General features: G+C 37.5%; 5 protein-coding genes. All 5 read right to left on the minus strand.

The window, feature by feature from the left end; all coding sequences use genetic code 11:
- Positions 1-13 precede the first annotated feature (13 nt).
- Positions 14-5,803 (minus strand): T9SS type A sorting domain-containing protein, encoded by a 5,790-nt coding sequence (locus ACZ9HT_RS10730; RefSeq protein WP_476040482.1) that lies wholly within the window; start codon positions 5,801-5,803, stop codon positions 14-16.
- 232 nt (positions 5,804-6,035) lie between these two features.
- A complete protein-coding gene (locus ACZ9HT_RS10735) occupies positions 6,036-9,416 on the minus strand; it encodes a T9SS type A sorting domain-containing protein (protein WP_476040483.1) in 3,381 nt (1,126 codons plus the stop codon).
- A gap of 395 nt (positions 9,417-9,811) precedes the next feature.
- The gene (locus ACZ9HT_RS10740) at positions 9,812-13,945 is read right to left on the minus strand and encodes a GEVED domain-containing protein (protein ID WP_476040484.1); all 4,134 of its coding nucleotides are present in this window, start codon (positions 13,943-13,945) and stop codon (positions 9,812-9,814) included.
- 81 nt (positions 13,946-14,026) lie between these two features.
- Positions 14,027-14,338, minus strand: coding sequence for a hypothetical protein (locus ACZ9HT_RS10745; protein ID WP_476040485.1), 312 nt, complete (start codon positions 14,336-14,338; stop codon positions 14,027-14,029).
- 827 nt (positions 14,339-15,165) lie between these two features.
- Positions 15,166-21,678, minus strand: a complete 6,513-nt coding sequence (locus ACZ9HT_RS10750) for a hypothetical protein (RefSeq protein WP_476040486.1) — start codon at positions 21,676-21,678, stop codon at positions 15,166-15,168.
- Positions 21,679-22,253 lie beyond the last annotated feature (575 nt).

Genomic DNA, 22,253 nt, shown 5'->3' on the forward strand with positions numbered 1-22,253 from the left:
AGCACAATTGATTTTAGCGTATTGTTTTTCTAGAAATTATTTCGTTATCTCTTTTGATTTTCAAGATATACATTCCCGATGGCAGTCCTGAATTATTTATCTTCACTTCTTTTGAATTAGCGGATATCGTTTGATATAACCTGCCTGAAGTATCGTACACTTCTACTTCACTTATATTTCCTTTGTCGGATTTAATAACAAAATATTCCCCATTCCGATAAAGCTGCAGCTGGTCTTGGCTGCCATCGTCTGTTGACAAAACGGTTTCCGGTTTGTAAATAATCTCGAAACGGTTTTCCTCGATTCCCTTTGCAGTTGTAAATTCATAAGATCCAGCGGATAAATTGGTGATTACGTTAAGGAGTTTATCTTTCAAATAGATAGCTTGACTTTCAAATGCGCCATACTTCTCATCAATGCTGATTTTTTGAAAACCTGTCGCAGAAGATTTTACACCCAAAGGAATTTTATCTTCCAAATTGAAATCTCCTTTTCTACTTTGAATTGCCAGTTTGTTTGCATCTGAACTTAAAGAGTAGAAATTTTCTGTTACCGCTTCCTTAAATATTTTACTATCAAAACGCTCTAAAGAATCTTCTGCATCGGTATTATAAGCAAAAGCGATGACAATATTCATTTTATTGGGTGTAGTTAAAGTCAGCCAGAATTTATCATTCTTTTCTTTGGCTCCCTTATAATAAACGCCATCATTGACTCCAAATTTTGACACGGCTGTTCTGAATATATTTTTAAAAGTAAGACTTCCACCCGTTCCTGTAGTTCTCATAATAAACCCTTGACCTGGTTTAACAATTCCGTTTGGCTTCTTACCGGTGGTGGAAAATCTTGGAGCAGGAGTTCCCATTCCATTAGATAAATTCAGCTGCGCATAATTTTGATTAGTATATCCGGAACCTTGTTGTGATAAATCTCCATTACTCGTATTATCCCAAAAATAAGCAGTTGGAGTTTCATCGGTATTGTTAAATAGTGCTGTATTTGCTGCATCATTATACAGCGACAATATATTAAGGTTAGAAGGATATGGATTACCAATTAAATTATAATGACTCCCTAATGTTGATAATAAAATAGTCTTTATTCCCGCTGTTGTCTCATTATTTGGTTCACCCACAAAGATGGACTTAACCGCAGGAGCCATAGTCGATGATCCCTTGATGGAATATCCTTTCCCAAAAATAGACTTTGGATTGCTAGCTGTAGGTAATATAGTAAATTTATCATTCAAAGAGTTGTAAACCATTACTGTATTAGCAGGAATATCTGGATATAAGCTATATAAATCCTGATTTTTAACCGGCGATGACCAATAATTATATTGAATAGAGGGAACATTTGCTTTACGTTCCATTTTTATGTACCCAAAGTTATCAGCATCAACATCTTGCATTAAAATTGAATTATTTTTAAAAATAGCTTTTCCGGCTAAAACCCTGATCCCTTTTTTGGCATTAACAATATTTGGAGTATCAGCATCTGAAACAATTTCAGGTACTGTAAATACCGCAGCTGCATCTGTTACCCGCAACAAATTATTCACAATAAAATTTTTCCCACCGGTTTCTACATTGGTACCGGAAACATCAACGTTAAAATATTGTTTTGGAATTGAACTTGTTCTAATTTTTGTGGCCGCAGTTCCTGTAAATTCTACTGTTCCGGTAGAAAACGTATAACTTCCAGATAAGGATGGTTTAGTTCCAGTACCAGAAACTACGTATCTTCCGCCTGACATCACAAGATTACCTCGCTGCGTAGCATCTTCGCCATCTTCAAGTACTCCATTATAATTTCGGAATCCACTTCCTGGTTCATCAAGAACTTTTCCTTTTCTGATCTCTAAAATACCATTAACCCCAGCAACAGTTCCAAAAGTCGTGGTTGCCGTAGATCTGAATTCTAAATCATCTTGTGTGCTGGTTTGCGTATCAAGGTCAACAATTAGTTTACTGGTAAGCTGATTTGGAATACCGTTCCCTGTCACCTGATTTGCTCTGCCTATGTAATGGAATGTTACACCTTTATCAAAAACTCTTGATGCGGTTGTAGCACCAATCTGCACATTTCCTGTATAAACACTTGCGCCATTAGAAATACCATTTGGAGATGTAATTTTTAAAGTACTGCCCAGTGCTGCATTAAAAGCTTGACCAGCGGTTGAACCATCTTTAATGATGTTTAAAGCTACATTGGCATTATCGAAACCAAAATCAAATGTAGCCCCAGATTCCACGCTAAATTTAGTGTTCGTACCTAATTTAGTTGTACTGCTTAACTTTGCATAACTCAAGGGTCTAATTGAAATTCCATTAGCATTTGTTAAGGTGAGATTTCCGCTTGCACCTCCAATCTCAGCATTACCCGCCGAACCATTACCGATTTGCCATTTTCCGCTGCCAGAATTTACAATCATAGAATTTGAATTATTAGCGGTTATACCATTTCTAAAGGTTTTTATGCCATCGCCCTGCCAACTGAGATTAACACCATTTAGTTGCAATAAACCATTTATCGTAGTAAAAGAATCACCGCCAACACCTGTTAGCGCAGTGCTTATTTTAAAAATTGGAGTTACTGTGGAAGAAACTCCTGGAAAAAAAGTCTTGCCACTTGAAGCAAAATTCCCTTTAGAATTCCATTCAAAAATTGCTCCGTCATTCCAAACTATTTGGCTTGTAGTAGTCGTGGCAAATTCGTCATATCCACTTCCGTTGGTCGTAATTCCATCTCCTACTAATATTTTACCATTTACATTCATTGAAGAATTGGCTGAAAAATTTATTGTATCAGGATATTGTCCGATAGCAATTATCTGTAAAATACCTCCACTCTGAATATCTACATCTGATCCGACTCCATCGCTGATATTTAATTTGCCAATAGTTGAATCAACAGTTAATTGTCCTCCACTTGAAATAACCAACTGATCTGTGGTGACATTAGTATTGATTGTTATTTTATTCCCATTCCTAATCGCTATCATATTCGCCGTGGAAGTTGGAGAGACAGTCGCTGTAGTCCAACCAGTACTTCCATTTGCTGAACTTTCCCAACTTCCGGGAGCATTCCAGTTTCCTGTCGCGGCATTACTACGGAAAAAGGCGTTTGCTGGATTTGGCGTAATAGCAATATTTCCACTCGTAGCTGAAGCTAAACTACCCGAAGTTGCCGTTATCGTGTACGTGTCTGCTCCATCAAATTGTACAGTATTAAATGTTGCAATCCCGCCAACTGCTGCAACGCTTAAGTTTCCGGACAATGTTCCGCTTCCACTTGCTTTGGCAATCATAACCGTTCCTGTAAAATTAGGATCTAAAGAATCATCTGCTCTTAAAGCCCTAACCGTAAACGATGCCAAATTATTTCCCACAATGCCTGTTGCAGGAACTCCCGAAAATGCTAATTTAGCCGCCACTCCCAAAACAGTAAATGTCGCACTTGTTCCTGTGGTTAAAGATAATCCCGAAGAATTTGTTGCGGTGAGTGTTACTGCTGTTCCCGCATTCGGTAATATAATTCCTGATACCACCAAAGAATTTGTACCCGCCACAATTGTTCCCGTTGTTGTTCCCGCAATTGTACCAGCATTTCCATTACTTGTTAAATTGAAAATTGAATTTGAAGAAACTATAGAAGCCAAATTATAACCATCTTGCACAGTTACTGTTGCACTAAAGCCAGAACCTGCAATCGGTGAAGTTGGAGTAATATTAGAAACGGTATATTTTGCAGGTATAGAAATTAATCCATTATCTTTTCCGATGGCGAAATACTGTGTTCCTGTGGTTAAATCGGCAGGACTAAAATTGGTATTTGAACTTGCCGTAAAAGGATTTCCTCCAACTATTGTTGCAGCAACTTGTGTAAAAACAGAACCATTATTATGTCCAATAAAAGGATTCGTTCCTGAATTATAGTTTGCGCCCGTCTCGCCGGTATTATATTGTGCAATTACTGCCAGGTTACTTCCGCCAGCAAGCGCTTCGGTAGTAACCCATTGTCTTGTTACTGTTTTCGTAGGGTCTGCTCCTGCTGTCGCAGTATTCACAACTTTAACTCCGTATATATCGGAGGTTCCAGCGTTATTAAACGTAATCGGATTATAAGAAATATTTCCTGTTGGAAACAAGGTATTACCTGCTCCTACTGTTCTTTTCAACTGTCCTGCTCCATTGGTTACTACATATTTTGCAGAAGTTGCATTAACAATTGTTCCTCCGCTTCCGATGGTTAAATCATTTGCTCCTAAAGTTAATTTCCCCTGAGTGAAATCTAAAGTGAAAGTATTGATGACTGGACTTGCTAGCGTAACACCTGCTGCATTATTTATCGTTAAATAATCAAATGTAGTTACACCAGTAATGCTTTGTGAGTTTGTACCATTAAAAAACACTGTTCTTTGTTTTGCGTTAAAGATTCCTGTGTTTGTGAAATTTCCGTGTAACCGTAAATCATCACCTACTGCATTTCCTAATGTAAAATTCCCATTATTTAGAATATTTCCTGCAACAGTTAACGTCCCTCCCGCAGCACCTCCACCATAATTCATGTAAAAACTACTGCCACTATCTATAGTCAGATTTCCGGCCACTGTTTTATTTAAAGGTGTACCGTTTGGGTAATTTAATACTGTGTTGTTACTTACTTGAACATTATTTGGGTAACCTGGTGTTGTTCCAATGACACCAGCTCCATTTTGAGACCACTCTAATCCCCTATTGTAAGGATTTGTTCCAGAATTATATAGCAAAATTGAACTTGCACCAAAAATCGGCGAAGAGCCAAATGAACCTCCCGTATTTATTTTACATGTACCATTTAAAGTTAAAGTGGCAGCTGGAAATGAAATATTTATAATAGGACCAGAATTTGCAGCAGAAAAAATTCCGTTTACTACTCTGTCTGCTCCTGCGTTTAAAAGTATTCCACCATTTATAACATTTACGTTGAAGGGACCGTTTGCGGTTGGCCAATAAACATCTGTATTATTTACATCATAACTACTTGTTATATTAAAATTTAATGAACCTGTTGGCGCGTAGATAAAAACTCCGGTCCCAGAAGCATATCCACCACTTCTTAATTCAAACGCTCCGTTTACTTGCGTGTTTCCATTTCTTACTATGGGAGATGTTTCATTATAAACAATATGGCCTGCTGAAATTGTAACATTATCTGTATCTGTAGGAACTGTTCCTGCTGACCAAGTTGAACCTGCATTCCAGTCGCCTGATTTTATTGAGGAGGGTTCTACTAAACCAGTAATGTTCACGTCATCAATAGTAACATTTTCAGTAACTTTAAAATAGGTCCATCTAACATATCTCGTTAACGGATTTAATGAAATACTATAACTTGTACAGATTGTTGGTATAGCAGTATGATTATAAATGGTAGTCCATGTCGAACCATTATTTGATTCTTGAACTAACAAACTGCTTGTTGCACTTGCCGATATCTTTAAATTGTAAGTTAATTGGTTTGGTACGCCAGAAAAAAAAACTTGATAATAATCATTCGAATCATCTAATTTCCCTCCGTTATTTCCTGAACAAGCAAATGACGAATTATATGAACCTGTTCCAAAATCAGTCCAACCTGTTGGTGTTGTAACATTCCAAGTTGAACGATCCACTGGAAGAGTTGCCTGCCCCCAAACTCCCACCGAGCTTAGCATTAAAAAAGCCGCCAGCAAATATTTTTGAAAAGATTTGTAGATAAACCGTACGGTAAAATACTGGTTCCTAGAAGGAACCAAAAAAAATAAATTTGTTTGCATCATTTGTTGTTGACGACAAATTTACAACATTTCTTTTGTTGATATATTAAAATTATGCAACATTGCATAAAAATACACTAACTATTATTAATATAAGGTCTTTATTTCCTATTTAAAGGTAGCGTAATTTAATATTATGTTAAATCCAAATAATATTTTTAACGGCGAAACATTTTTTACTAAAGTAAATGTTTCTGCACGAAAAAAAATCCTCCGAAGAAGATTTTTAAAAATGTTATTTTGAGATTTTTTTATTGATTACATCTCCATCAATGGATCTGATCATAAGCACATAAATTCCGTTTGCCATTAATGAGGCGTCTAAGATGGCTTCTGTACTATTGGGTTTTAAAACCTTGTAAAGTTTGCCAGACATATCATAAACCTCAACGTTAGCGAGTACTTTCGGGGATTTAATAATAAAATTGTTTCGGTCACGATATACAATTACCTGATCATTCACTACGCTGTTTGTAACCAAGACCGTTTGTGGTTCATAAATAATTTCAAATCTGCCCGTGTTTTCTCCAGCATTGCCAGTAAAGGTATAAGGCCCCTCATTCAAATTAGTGATGGTGCCGGTTTGATTGTCTTTTAAATAAATATTCTGACCGTTGGCAAAAATACCTTCCGGCTGTTCCAGGGCGATCGTATAATTAGCGCTCGCAAAGAAATTAGCCCCCAAAATTACATGATCTTCTTTTTTAAACGCAGCAGATCTCCCTTGTATTAATAAACGCTTCTCATCTAAAACAGAATAGAAAAGATCAGAACTTAAGCCAAAAGCTTCGGCATCGAAATCTTTTTCAAAATCATCGGTAGCGCCATCAACATAACCTACTAACTGGGAGTTCACCAGTTCGTCGGGAGAAATCATTTTCAACCAGAAACGATTCTTGGCTTCGGAGCCTTTTTGATAAAATGTACCGGTAGAAGCAACTCTTAAAATTTTATTTTTACCATACGCGTTTTGAAAATTTAAGATGGCCGATGAACCTTCAGTACCTTTACTTTGTATAATAAAGGCTTGACCTACTTTGATGATTCCATTTGGAATTGCGTAACCTGTTGGACTTGTAGAAGGATTCCCACCTGTACCATTATAAACTGCATAGTTATTTCCACCATAATTAGACCCGCCCTGTGAAGGCTCATTCACGGCGTTTGTCCAAAACCATGCGGTTTTATAAATTTTACTTTGATTTGCATTATACAATTCATCAAAATTAATATTGGACGGATATGGATTTCCAATTAGATTATAACCGTGAACTGTCGTAATTGAACCTGAAACCGTGTTCGCGGAGCGGGTAATTGAAAGCGGATAAACGCCATTATTCGGTATTCCTGTAAATTTATAAACTTTGTTGTAACCGTTCACAAATGGACTTCCCGTATCTGGATTATTACCAGTTTCTGCCCGGATCGCATAGCCTTTTGCGGGTTTGAAAACTCCATCATAGCTTGTAACGAAATAATCTGTGGCTTCTTTGTACTGCAGAATATTGGCTGCTGGTGTTCCTGGAGAAAAACTGTGCAAATTTTGGCCTGCAACGGGTGAACTCCAATAGACATAATCCATTTTTGCAGGAATATTATTCATATCGGTAACACTGCGTTGTACCATAATTTGTCCGGTATTAACAGCATCATCTTCAACTTGCAGAAGATTACCGTCGCTCTCTATAGTAAATGCTCCGTTGTTGGTTAATTTGGTTTGTAAAGTAATAAGTCCACCTGGATTCACGATAACGCTTTTACCTGGATTTACCTCACATTCACAAGCGGTGAGATCACCATTGGCAGATGTAGTATATGGAAAATCAATGACAGCCTTGATATTTTTATTCGGAGCACCCGCCGGATTATTCGCTGCATTTTGCCACCCAATTGAAGACCATTTTCTAAACACTGCATTTGCAGAATATACCGCAACATCATCAATCAGCCATAATTTATTACTCCCGCTGTTACTAGCAACTATTCTAAAAGTCAGGTTCTGGAAATTAGAGCTTCCAGGTAATTTTAATTCAATTTTTGCGTATTTATTATTGATCCCGGTCCCATTTGTAAATAATTGAGCGGAATTGTCCCCGTCGTAGAAAGTAGAAGCTGTAGCACCACCAGCAAAAGAATATCTTGTATCATCATCAATTAAATTATTACCAGATGTATCAGCTAAAATTTTCAATTCAGAGGACCAGTTGTTTGTAGTTCCGGGTTTTAATACCTGTAATTCCACATAGTCGCTGTTCTTGAAATCTGTATTGATTGCGGTAGAGAATGCAGCCAGGTTAAATGCTATATAAACACCTCTTTCTGTTGTAATGTCAACCGGTCCAAAATCTACGACGGCATTTCCGCCACTTGTGTACCACGAATTATTAAAACTGGTAAATAATTTTAAATTATAATTATTGCTATGCGCAAAAAGTTGAGATGAATTTAGTGGCGCATGACTATTTGGTTGTGCCGTACCTGCAATTTTATTAAAGGATCCGGTAACAAGTGTGGCATTTAAAAATCCGTCAAGCGGCTGTGATACTTCCATGGTATTGCTGCTTGATATTAGATCCTGCGTTTTGCAAGTCGCTCCTCTTCCCTCAACAAAGAAACTGTAAGGAGAAGGATTTGCGTTGGAATAAATGTCTAGCTGTGCGGTACGTTTTCCATCAGCGGAGGGATTAAATTTTACTCTAAACTCCTTAAACGCACCAACACCGACATTAGCCGGCAAAGAATTTATTGGATTAACAGGAATTGGTAATACCGTAGGGTTTGGAACAAATAAAAAATCGCCGGCATTTATTCCTGAAAAAGAAATATTTGATATTTGCAATATTTCAGCACCAGTATTTTTAATCCTGTAAGTTTTAGCAGCTTCATTCGGGTCATCTGTAATAACAATTCCAAAATCAGTTCCATATAATGTGGCAGCAGGTGCATTTACTGGAAGAGATTGTAAAGCATTAGATGTATTATAACCGAAAATATTAATTTTTGGACTTTTGCTGGTCACTACCAAATTATCAAACCTAATTTGTCCAATTAAAGAAGGCTGCCCATTAAAACCGGCTACTTTGATCCTAATCAGTAAATTGGGATTATTATCTGCAGCGACCGGCAAAGTGAAATTTTTGGTGTCAGCGTCATAAATCCCCAGAAAACCACTATTTGTATCGAGATCAATATTAAGTAAGCTAGATCCAAAGCTTGAACCGGTTCCTGTATAGTCTACAAACAGAGACAATCTTCCCGTTTCTCTGCTGCCAAAAAAACTCTCTAACATTTCGCCCGTAACAGAGATATTAATATTATTTAGCCCAACGGTGCTCAAATTAACCTGAATATAGGATCCGTTATCATTTGTTTCGAGCATTCGGCTTCCGCCGAAAAATGCATATTGATTCACATATTTAACTGAACCTACCGGCGGGGTAAGCTGTACGTTACTTGAATTAAAATACTTTAGAGGTGTCTGACCAACCTCGTCTGCAAGTAAATTATCCTGAAATTGATAGGTAGCAATTGTAGATTGCGAAGAAAAAGCTAGAGGAAAAAATAAAAAGCTGAACAACAGATATCTGCTTTTTAACAAGTGTAAAATTGTTTTCATCATCTGAGTTTTTGTGTTAAGACAAAATTACAGCGATGAAAAGAAAAATATACGGGTCAAAACACCTTTTAAATAAAAATTTATATTGATAACTATCAAACTGAATTTAATATGCTTCATGAAACTTCAATATAAGAAAAATAGTTTGCAGCAATATCCATTATTTCAAAATTTTCACTTATGTGCTTTCCAGATTAAAAGATCTTCAAAATATAAAAAAGGAAGACAGAAGGATCCTATCAAGTAAATGCTCTTAAATACTAATTCGAAAATTCCTGTATGATTTGTACTTTCGACTTACGTACTTTTCTAACATTTCAATTTGATACCTGAGAATGACAGCAAATTAAAAAGCCGGACAAAAAGCCGGCTTTTGGAGAGTAAAATTTCATATTTTATCTAATAATTTTCTTTGTTGAGATTTCTCCGTTTCTATCGATCTTCAAAATATAAACGCTGTTTAAAAGTTTTTCAGCCGGGATCACAGCCTCGGTCTTCTTCGGTTCCAAAGCGTAGATGAGTCGTCCCGCAGTATCATACACTTCGAGCGTTGTGATTTCCTTATTTTGGGATTTCACCACAAAGTCATTCCCATTGCGGTAGACGAGCAGCTCCTCTTTTGTAGTTCCCTGCGTTGCAAGAACGGTTTCAGGTTTGTAGATAATTTCGAACCGACCCGAGTTATCACCTTTAGCTGCGTTGAACGTGTAAGAACCCTGACTTAGATTGGTGACAATTCCGGTCTCTTTATCTTTAAGATAGATATTTTGAGTGCCATTGAAGATTCCTTCTGCTTGATCAACCGTAATCGTATAAGAACCGTTTTGAAAGAAATTTGCACCTAATCGTACTTTGTCTTCTGTGGTAAAATTTTGATCACGACCCTGAATTAGTAATTTTTTATCACTCAGTACAGAGTAGAATAGATCTGAACTTTGACCAAACGCTTCTGCATCATAGTCTTGCTCAAAATTATTGGAAGCACCTTCTACATAAGCGATCAGTTGTGAATTAGATAATTGCGAAGGCGAAAGAAGTTTAATAGCGAATCTATTTTTTTCAACACCATTCTTAGAGAAGAAATCTCCTGCTGTACTCACTCTTAAATCATGAGCAACATTGAAAGAATCATTACCATAACTATTTTTGAAATTCAACAATCCGCCTACTTTTGCCTGCACGATAAACGCTTGACCTACTTTTATAATACCATTTGGTTTTATACCACCACCATAAGGTGAAGTTGCAGATACTCCTCCACTTCCATTAAATACTGCATAATTATTTCCATTATATCCAGAACCCATCTGCGTTGCAGTGTAAACATTGTTGGTCCAGAACCAAGCCGTCCCCCAAATTAATGATGAGTTACCAGAGTGCAGTTGTTCAAAATCAATATTTGAAGGGTAAGGATTTCCTATCAAATTATAACCATGTGCTGCATTGGTAAACGCTAAATTGTAGCTAATATCGCCATTATTTGGAGTTCCTTTAAATTTAAAATCACTGAAACCATTAACCGCCTGAACGGCATATCCTTTTCCATTTACAAAATTGAGATCTCCTGTTTCATAAAAACGGTCATTCGATTCTCTGTACGAAAAGAAACGGTCATTTGGTGTTCCCGGAGAAAAACCGCCTGGTCCTTTGGTTTGCTGCCCAGACACTGGTGAACTCCAGTAGACATAATCCACTTTTGTTCCGGGGTTGTTTTGTAATCCTGTAATTGTTCGTTCTGCTGTCATAGTTCCGAAATTTGGAGCATTTTTGTTGATTTGGATAAGATTTGCATCTGAAGATATCACTAAATCACTTACCAATCCTTCATTGTTAACGAAGTCAGCCACGGTTAGATTTCCTTTTATCGTCAAGTTTCCACCCGATTGTACAGTAAGATTTTTTGCGAAGGCATCTGTTCCTGCTAAAACTATCGGCTTAACAGTATTTGAAGGAATATTTACACAATGACTTAAAGTGGGAATTCCATTTGGTAACCAGTTTGCGTTATTATTCCAGTCATTTCCCACAGTACGGTTCCAACCTTTATCCCCTCTGGTAATTGTTATCTGATTAGTTGAAGGGCATCCTACACTTGTTGCCGCAGATACTGTGTAAGTTGTTGTAGCAGTTGGGGAAGCAAATACCGATGAAGTATTCCCTCCAACATAAGCGGTCATTGCATTAGAGTCGGTATATAAACTAGTTGTAGGCGACCAAGTTACTATGGTTGCTTTCGGCACGCCTTGAACTACCACATTATCTACTGCCCACCAATAATCATCTGTACCAACATAATTAAATCTAATTTTAACATTTGGTTGATTAATATATGAATTCAAACTAACAGTTTCTGATGCGAAACTAGCAGCAGAACCAACTGTAGCAGTATATGTTTTTAGAGTAGTCCAAGTAAGTCCGGAGTCTGTAGAAATATCTACGGTTCCTATTTGACTTCCATACTGCTCGTAGTAATGGGTAAAAGTTAAATTTATAGGTGTGTTATAATCCTGCAAACTAAATGGAGGAGAATTAAGACTACTCGTAATCGTATATCCAAATCCATTAAATATTCCATACAGATCACTATCCACAACCGCAAAAGGGGAAGTACCGTTCCAGCTAGGGTAAAATGGACTGGTAGAGTCTGCAATTGACCATAATGCATCTCTTGCATCACCCCCTGTAACACTTGCGTACGTTAACCACGGAATTGTATGTCCAGGATCAAAATTCTCAGACATTGCAATTGGAGGAATAATTCCGCCACCTGTTACGGAAAGTTGCACAACTTCTCCCAAACAACTTATTGCAGATGTTGGACTTACCGTTATGGCAGTAGGTGTAGAACTAACTGCAACCGAAGCGTAATAATATTCGTTGCATCCAGATTTTGTTGCAACTAAACGATACGAATTTGATTCCGTTGGAGTGAATGTGTACGGAGAACCAGTTCCTAATAAAGTACCTGTACTTGTGTTTAGATCCCAATCAGTGTACCAATTAAAAGTATATCCAATTCCTGTAGTTGTCGCAATGAGGGATACAGATTCTCCTGGACAAATAATATTTTTAGAAGCAGAAGCAGATACTGATTCGCAAATTGCAGCAGCAACAATATTTAAGTTGTAATCTTCCACTTCTCCGCTATATCCATTTTCACATGCTTCAGGATAGCCACCAAATCCCGAACTAATTCTCATACGTGTAGCTCCAGTTAAAGCCGTATTTGGTATTGTAATGTTGAAAGGACACAAACTACTGAGTCCATTAGCCACATTTCTTGCTGTACCTAAGTCATAACTTTCCCCTGCGTCGTTAAAATCCCCATCATGATTCCAATCAATCCACGCTCTTTGATACTGAGTGTAATTTCCGTCTGTGTTTACACTAACACTTATGTTATAAGAAGTACCTTTAGTTAAATCAGTAGATAATAAGCTATAATAAGTATAATTATTTCCGGGTCCAGCTGATGTAGTATTGTTAATGGTGTTGAAAGTTACGTTAGTTATACCGTCGCTAAAAGTATCATTTTGTGCGCTCGAAGCACAATACGTAGAAGTAAATGTTGCTACACTCGATATGCTGGTTATGCCTGAAGCAGTACATATAGTTTGTAATCTCCACTGGACGATACTTCCAAAAGCCGGCGCTACTTGACCAGTCAATGCCGCATAGGTAGTTGTAGAGGAACCCACATTAACCCAACCTGCATTGTTCGTGTTAGATTGCCACTGAAAAGTCAAACCCGTACCAGTCGCAGTTCCTGTAGCAGAAACATCATAGGTAGAACCTGCCACGCCAGAGATAGGAGTTACTACTGCGGTACCTGCTGAAGGAGTTCCCGAACAAGCAGTTCCAGTTCCTTTTACAACAATATTATCGATAGAAAAACCAGGAGCTGCTCCAACAGAATTATCATTATCCCATCTAAAACCAAACTGTATCTTGGCGAGGTTATTTACTCCCGCAGGTAAATTTATTACGGTGTGTTGCGTAGTAGTTTTATCAACATACTTTCCGGGATAACTTGCATTACCTCCGGTTGTTAAAATTTGCCAAGTTCCTGCTGTACCGGTTCTATAGATTACACGACCATAATCATATGCAGTAGGGGCTGTTCCTGCTTCGCCAACTCCTTTCCAATCAAATTCTAGTTTAATTCCGGTATATCCAGTTGTAGAAATTGTCGTATAAGCAAATAAATTATAGGTTACAACCGTAGGTGTATAACTTCCAGGACCTAAAGCACAAGATGCAGCGATTGCAACAGTCTTTAAACCCATGCCGTCAATTAAACCTCCAGTGTCATAGGTTCCCCAATACGTCTTGTTATTGCAAGCACCTGACACACTCGCTGCCCAAATTCCAATGTCAGAACCTGCATTAGTGCCAATATATCCATTTGAAAATCCTGAAAAATTTTCTTGATAAATGGTTGTTTGTGCATTCCCTAGAATTGAAAACATCACAACGACTGCCGCCGCAAATCGTTTTATAGCTTGTGCAAAGAATAAATTTTTCATCATATGTTTAAATTTTAAAAGGAGTTAATTCTAAATGTGCATTCAGTATACATTTTTAGAATAATTATTATCACCAAAGTCTTACTAATCTAAATTTTTAGATTTGGGTTGAACTGCTTCAACAGGTCTGTTAGAATTTGGTACCGATGAAATTGGGAGTTTTGAGGAAGATGATGGAGAGAGTGATGATTTCTTTGAACTTGCAACGGCAATAACAGAACTACCATTACTTACCGAATTGGTTTGGTTTCCTTTATTTTGCAGTCTTTTCGTAACTGAATAAGGTTCTGTAGGAGATTTAATGCTAGACGGCAGCGTCGTTTTTCTAATAGTGGTAATTTGCTGTGTAAAGGACTGTCCACTATAAAATGAGGAAAGAAATACTATTGAGAACATGCTCAATTTACATTTTCGAGTAGGAGATATTTTTTTTATCATTGTGTTGGTAATTAAAAATTAAGGTGTAATTAAAATAACATTAAGTTCCGGAAAGGAACATTCCGCAAAAGTCTCCACTTCAATAATTGAAGGGGCTGTAAATTTTCCAGCAGTAACTGTGGAAAAAAATAAGGGTGATATTCTTATTATTCCTTTAAAAAATAAGGACTTATTCGTTTAAAGAAATTTTTCCTACTAGGAAGCAGTTAGAATACTGCTCTGTGGTGTAGAGAATATAATTTTTTCATTTGTGTGTGTGTTTAAAATACAACATTATCAGTGTACAGAGCAAATTTATACAAAAACACCTATTTAAGTAGGGTTAAAACACCCTTTTTATTAAATTAATTGTTTTAATATTATTAAATACACATTTATTAAAATTAGATTATTAAACTTCCATTTCACTGCATTAACGAACATTTTCCTCAATTACAACCGTTTTTTTATTGTTCTAATACTAATTAATTCGTTTCATCTCATAATAAAAACTTCTATGAACTTATCTAGGAATCGCAATTTCATTTTGGCATTAGGCTTAAAATTTTTCAAAGCAGATCAACACTTCTCTGTGGAAAAAACAAAGTTTTGTAAAAATAGTATCCCAGTTTATTAGTGAAGTATAGTTTTGAGATAGAGGTTAGAAAGGACAAAAAATATCTGTTTCAAAATTATCTCTCTTGGTTACATGTTCTAAAAAACATCTCTTGCCAAACTTAAAACATTCGGGAAAGCAAAAAGCCAGACGGGTGGTCTGGCTTTTTATTTAGATCAAAATTATTGGTTTATCTAATCAATTTTTTAGTGGAGATCTCTCCGTTTCTGTCAACCTTTAAAATATAAACCGTGTTGATTAGTTTTTCGGCCGGAATTACAGCTTCCGTTTTCTTCGGAAACGATGTGTAGATCAATCTGCCTGCGGTGTCGTAAAGTTCCAGTGCTGTGATTTTCTTAACCATTGATTTTACGACAAAGTCACTTCCATTTCGATAAACGATCAACTCTTCTTTTATGGAACCCGCTGTTCCAAGAACGGTTTCGGGTTTGTAGATAATTTCAAATCTGGCAGCATTATCACCTCTAGTTGCGCTGAAAGTATATGAATCTGCACTCAAGTTGATGATGATCCCCGTTTGATTATCCTTTAAATAGATATTTTGATTACCATTGAAGATCCCTTCTGCATTATCGAGGGCGATTGTGTAAGTCCCGTTCTGAAAGAAATTCGCACCTAATGTCACTTCATCTTCAATGCTGAACTGCGCACTTTTACCCTGGATCAACAATTTTTTAGCTGATGTTATTGAGTAAAATAAATCGGAGGAAAGATCAAATGCCTCTGCGTCGTAATCCTGCTCGTAACCATTTGTTGCACCTTCAACATAACCGATGAGTTGTGAATTTATAAAATTGGATGGAGAAAGCAAACTTAACCAATATCTATTTTTCTGTACTGCATCTTTCTGAAAAAACTCTCCGGAAGTAGCAACTCTTAATTTTTTTCCTGACGTATAAAAATGTTTAAAATTCAAAGGATCGGTTCCAATTGCTTTTTTCTGAACTAAGAATCCCTGTCCCACGGTTATAATACCATTTGGTACCTTATTACTATAAACCACGTCTGTAGGAACTGTTGCACTAATTCCACCAGTACCATTATAAACAGCATAGTTGTTTCCATTATAACCAGAACCTTGTTGGTATTGTTGGTAGGTAGGATTGGTCCAGAACCACGCAGTATTATAAATTAAGTCTGAATTTCCCAGATACAATTCATCGAATTTGATGTTGGAGGGGTAAGGATTACCTACCAAATTGTAACCATGGACTGATGGATTATTTGGTGATCTAATAATATTAAAACTGATATCACCGTTGTTAGGTGTTCCTTTAAATAGATAGTCCTTACTGTAAGGCGCTGTGTGAGGAAAATCTCCCTGATTTCTTTCCGCTTGAACTGCGTAACCTCTACCTGGTCTAAAAGTAGGATCTCCTGTTTCATAGAAACGGTCATTTGATTCCAGGTAATAGTAAAATCGGTTAGATGGTGTACCGGGAGAAAAAGCACCGGGAGCAGTACCTTTGGTAATTTGCCCTGCAACCGGGGAGCTCCAATAGACATAATCAACCTTTTTTCCCGAGGGATTGTTAACTAATCCTGTTACGGCTCTTTCTGCAGTAATTACGCCAACATTTGCAGCAAAAGGGTTGATCTGAATTAGATTGGTATTATTTTGCATCGTTAATGATCCACTACCCAAAACTTCTACTTTGTCTGTTATTTTTAAAGTGTGCCCGGACGTTGTCCCTACTGAACTAAAAACAACCTTTTTGCCTTCGTTTACCTTACAGGAACAACCCTCTACATCACCCGTCGAGGTGTAATCTCCCGCAAAAATAATCGCTTGATCAATTGTTGGCAATTTACCAGCGTCTGACCAGCTTGTTCCGTTCCAGGTATTGATAACTGCGTTAATTACAACGTTTTGAGTAGTAACGGAGTTACAACTTTCACTTTGAACCGCAAATTGGTAGGTCCCGGCAGAAAGTCCACTTACTGTTTGGCTTCCCCCACCAATAATACTATAAGTTGCAATTACAGAACCTGACTGAATAATCGTTCCAGAATCTGGCAAGCCGGTCAGAACAACGGTGGAAATAGACGACAGACAGTTGGGTTGTGTCACTGCACCAAGTAATGGGACGGAAACTCTTTGAATGGTAACTCTGCTTTCGATTGCTGTTTTTGAACAGAACCCATTTTGTAAAAGAACTCGGTAAGTTCTGAATGGACCTGAAAAAGCAGTCGGCATGTAGGTAACTTTTCCTGAGGTATTAGGAATATCAACCCAGGTCACATTTTCATCATCACTTTGTTGCCATGTAACAACCAGCGAAGGGTTCGGATATGGAATATTATTTCCCGTACTATTATACAGGGTTAATAAAGGCAATGGAGCACCTTCACAAAAAGTTCCACCGCCCTTTACACGTCCTTTGTCCGTTACCAAAACCGCAGTTGAGTAGGTAGCTGGGGTCGCAGCCTTGCAACCGGCTGAATTTGAATAATTAACAGTAATTGTTTTTGTTCCTGGAGTAAGCCATTCAATTACGATATCATAGTCAACATCTGTTCCCCTTGCAACAAGATTATAATCAACACCAATAATACCTGAAACAGTCCACACATAATTGGATTGGTTTTTCTGCGTGGCATAAGTGATATGCACATCACCACAGGTTTGCGCTTGTGGTAAAGTTGTGAAAGTGACCGTAGGTGCAGCATTTACAACTACAAGTACAACTCTGGATGTACTGCTAACACCACATGAAGTAGCAACCCTTCTAAACCAGGTATTTTGGATAAGCGCTCCAGAGGTATAATTTGTGGTATTATTTGTTCCTGATGCAGATACAAAACCAGTTGTAGAACTCGTAATACTACTTTCCCATCGGTAGGTCAAAACACCTCCTGCGGGAGTATTACCGGTAATGGTTACATTACTCCCATTACAAACATTTTGCGCATAAGATGCTAAAATATATAACTTTTTTAGTGTCCCAACACATGGATCTTTAAAAACAGCATTGGTAGCGGGTATATTTACAGAACCCATTTTACCTAAAAGCAGATCTTCAGATTTTGATTGACTGGTGACCGAATGACAGGCGGGGTTAATGCCAAAATTAGGAGCAATTCCTGTTGGCGTACCATAACTTGCAAAATTAACTGTCGCAAAATAGGTTCCAACTGGCGCGGATAATGTTGCACTGCCATTCTCCGAAGGAGTAGCGCTTACCTGTCCCGAAATTCCATTGGAATAAAATATATCATTATTTCCTAATGGACCATAAACATTAACTACCGCCGATGCAGAATTGACAATAGAACAGGCACCACTTTGTACAACTGCCCTGTAGTAAGTATCTACAATAATATTTTGTGAAGTGATAGCACTTCCCATATTGGAAATAGTAGTAATAGTACCACCGGAAAAATTATCCAGAGACGACTCCCATCTTAGGACACTTCCTGTATGTCCACTCAAAGAAAGGTTGGTGCTGTTGGAGCCAGAACATACAGTTGTGTTTCCGGGCGTGATGGTTCCTGCTACTGTCGCAGGAGAAATTGTTACAAACTGCGATTTAGGTGCTGGATCTGTGCAAATATTATTACTTGCCTTTACTGTAACATTTCCTGAGGCTCCATTACTTGCAATATTTACAGTAATACTATTGGTACCAGCTCCGGATATTATAGACCAGTTAGCCGGTAATGTCCAGGTATATGTTGTAGCGTTAGCTACGGGAGCTACACTATAAATCTGTGAAGTAATTCCAGCACACTGTGTAACTGGTCCAGCAATAGGACCTACAGCTCCAACCTCACCAACGACCGTTATTTTAACGACATTAGAATATATCAAATTACAACTGCCGCTTTGAACAACGGCTCTAAAATAAGTATCCGTGGTGAGTGCGGGAGTTGTTATCACTGTACTTCCTACACCTCCGAGGTTCGTAACAGGACCACCAACTGTAAAATTATCCAGTGATGATTCCCATCTTAAAATACTTCCAGTATGTCCGCTTAAAGAAATATTAGTACTGGATCCTGCGCATAGTGCTGCATTTACAGGCGTAATGGTTCCACCAACAGTTGCGGGTGAAACAGTTATAAATTTCTCGCCATTATCCTGCCCACTAGGGTATCCAATACTACAAACATTATTTGGTTTTACCGTAACATTAAAGTTTCTTGTACCTATAGTGACAGTAATAGAATTTGTTCCTTGCCCATTAGTTATTATCCAATCCGATCCAACGGTCCACGTATAATTTGTGGCATTTGGAACCGGAGATATACTGTATGTTTGCGAGGTATTTCCAGCACATTGCAAAGCTGATCCACTTATAATACCTGGCGTTCCAACATTACCAAAAACCGTTATCTTAACGACATTAGAGTACATCAAATTACACCCGCCGTTTTGAACAACGGCTCTAAAATAAGTATCCGTAGTGAGCGCGGGAGTTGTTATCACTGTACTTCCTACACCTCCGAGGTTCGTAATAGGACCACCAACTGTAAAATTATCCAGTGATGATTCCCATCTTAAAATACTTCCAGTATGTCCACTTAAAGAAATATTAGTACTGGATCCAGAACACAGTGTTGCATTTACAGGCGTAATTGTTCCTGCTACTGTTGCAGATGAAACGGTAACATCTTTACCAATAGGACCAGAATTTCCACAAACCCCATTACCTGCAGTTACCGATATTTGTCCAGACGCTCCGTTACCTGCAATGCTTACCGTGATGCTGTTGGTACCAGACCCGTCAGTTATAAACCAGTTAGATGGTAAGGTCCAGTTATAAGTAGTAGCATTAGCTACAGGAGTTACACTATAAATCTGTGAAGTATTTCCAGCACATTGTGCAGCTTGTCCAGCAATCGGACCTACAACTCCAATCTTCCCAGCGACCGTTATTTTAACTACATTAGAATACATCAAATTACACCCGCCGCTTTGAACAACGGCTCTAAAATAAGTATCCGTAGTGAGCGCGGGAGTTGTTATCACCGTACTTGCCACACCTCCGAGGTTCGTAACAGGTCCACCAACTGTAAAATTATCCAGTGATGATTCCCATCTTAAAATACTTCCAGTATGTCCGCTTAAAGAAATATTAGTACTTGATCCTGAACACAATGTTGCATTTACAGGCGTAATTGTTCCTGCTACTGTTGTTGGCAAAACTGTGACTGCTACTTTTTTCGAACCATTCGTTGCACAACCATTGGAAGCGGTCACGCTAATATCTCCATTTTGACCTGCACCACCTGTTGTAACAGTTATTGAATTAGTTCCCTGGCCTGCCGCAATAAGCCAGCCTGTAGGGACGGCCCATATATAATTAAGGGCGTTCGGTACTGCGGGAACGCTGTAAACTTGACCTGTAACTGATGCACATTGCGCAGTCATTCCTTTAATAGCACCAACGGTGAGCACTCCTGTTGCATTGGTATTGACCCTAATAACGTTCGTGTAGAAAAGACAACTTCCGGCGTTTGAGGCTTTTGCTTTTAAAACTCTTCGGTAGTATTTAACGTCGTTCGTTGAAGTGATTATCGCTGCTGGAGTATAATCTTCCGATGTGACTCCTGCCAGATTTAAAAAAGTTATATTATCCCCAGAGACCTGCCATTGATAAGAAATTCCTGGACTTTGCCCCCCAGGACAAGAATAAGAACTTCCATCTAAAATACCTGATGATGTACCCGAACAAACAGTGCGCACATCTACTCCTGATATATTATTAGTAGCTGGTGCAAATTCAGTTAAACTAAACGCCACTGTATTTTGCCCGCCATTTTCATAATAATCAAAAACAATATCACTTTTACCGTTTAAATAAATTAAATTATTACAATAACTTGTGTTTGACTGTTCTTTCCACGCATCAAAAACCAAAACATTATCAATGTACACACGAATTCCATCATCACCAGAAACATTTAATAAATAACATCCTGTTTTCGAAGAACGCATCCTATAGCGCACCGCGAAAGTTTCGGTATAGATATTTGTTGCCGCAGACGTGACAGGAAAACAAGTCGTAGCACCACCAAAGTCCTGTAAAAAGCTCTCAGTGGAAATAACATTGTACCCCACATAATTAGCATCTGTAAATGGACTTGCCTTTGCCGCTGCTGTGAATGGAGAAGCTCCTCCTGGCGGCGCAGTACCCGTCCAGTTATATACGTGACCAATCCAACTATCGTCACCAAAAAAACTTTGAGTATCCTCCGTGTTCCCTATACTGTTTAAGGTCAGCGTTATAGGCCCCCTTGAATTAGTAGGAGTATTAGAGCACATCCCACTTGAAAGTAGCACTTTTATTTTTCCCGAAAATGGTGCGATCCAGTTTGAAATTATTGTCCCATTCGGATCCGATTTAAAACCACTCGCACCCAAATTTAAATTGTCTGCAGCATTAAAAAGTGTTAAGTTTTCATTTGTTATAGTTGAATTAAAAACGTTACCAACAGAAAAAGTATATTTAAATCCCTTTGCTACATTTACTACAACATATTCACCAGCATCAATTGCGCCTGTTTGAAAAGTGGTTGGATTATCAATACAAAAAGTATAATCTTCACCGATCTTCGGTGCATTTTTTGGTAATTGACACTGCGAATAACCTTTTGCAGTAGTTAAAATCAAAATGACAAGAATTAAGAAGACACTTTTAAATGCAGAAAAATTTTTAGTAAGTAATTGTAATTTCATAAAATATTATTTTTCAAAGGGCGTCTAACATTTGTTTAAAGTGACATAGATTTCCTTTTCGAAGTTGATTTAATTTTTTAAACTAAAATTTGTAATCAAATGAATCATCAAAAGGTATTAAGTTAAAGAGTTTAATCTAAAATTGCTTATGATGACCGTAAGAGTATATTGGGGAAGGTATACCTTAAATATTTCACGGACTGGAGGAATGGGATTATGGAGGAATGTCAATTTAGATCTTACAAAATTTTTCATACTTTATTACTTGATATTCAATCGTAATACAAAGATTTTAGAAGGGGCAAGATAACAAATAATTAAATTTTATTAAGAAAACTCTGTATACAAAACATAACATAATTAAAATCTTAAGAAATATTCAATTTTTATGTTATAGTTTTACGAATTCTTTAATCATAATATTTTATGACCATACTCGTTACTATCCTGGAATGATTACGAAAGATGGAAAAAACCTTTTTTTAAGTTTATTTAATAGAAATCACCTATTATTCTATTACTTTTCGCCGTTTAATGACTTCACTTAATGAAAATCTCAAACTTCAGTGAAGTTT

The sequence above is a fragment of the Chryseobacterium sp. UYP7 genome, assembly GCF_056279225.1.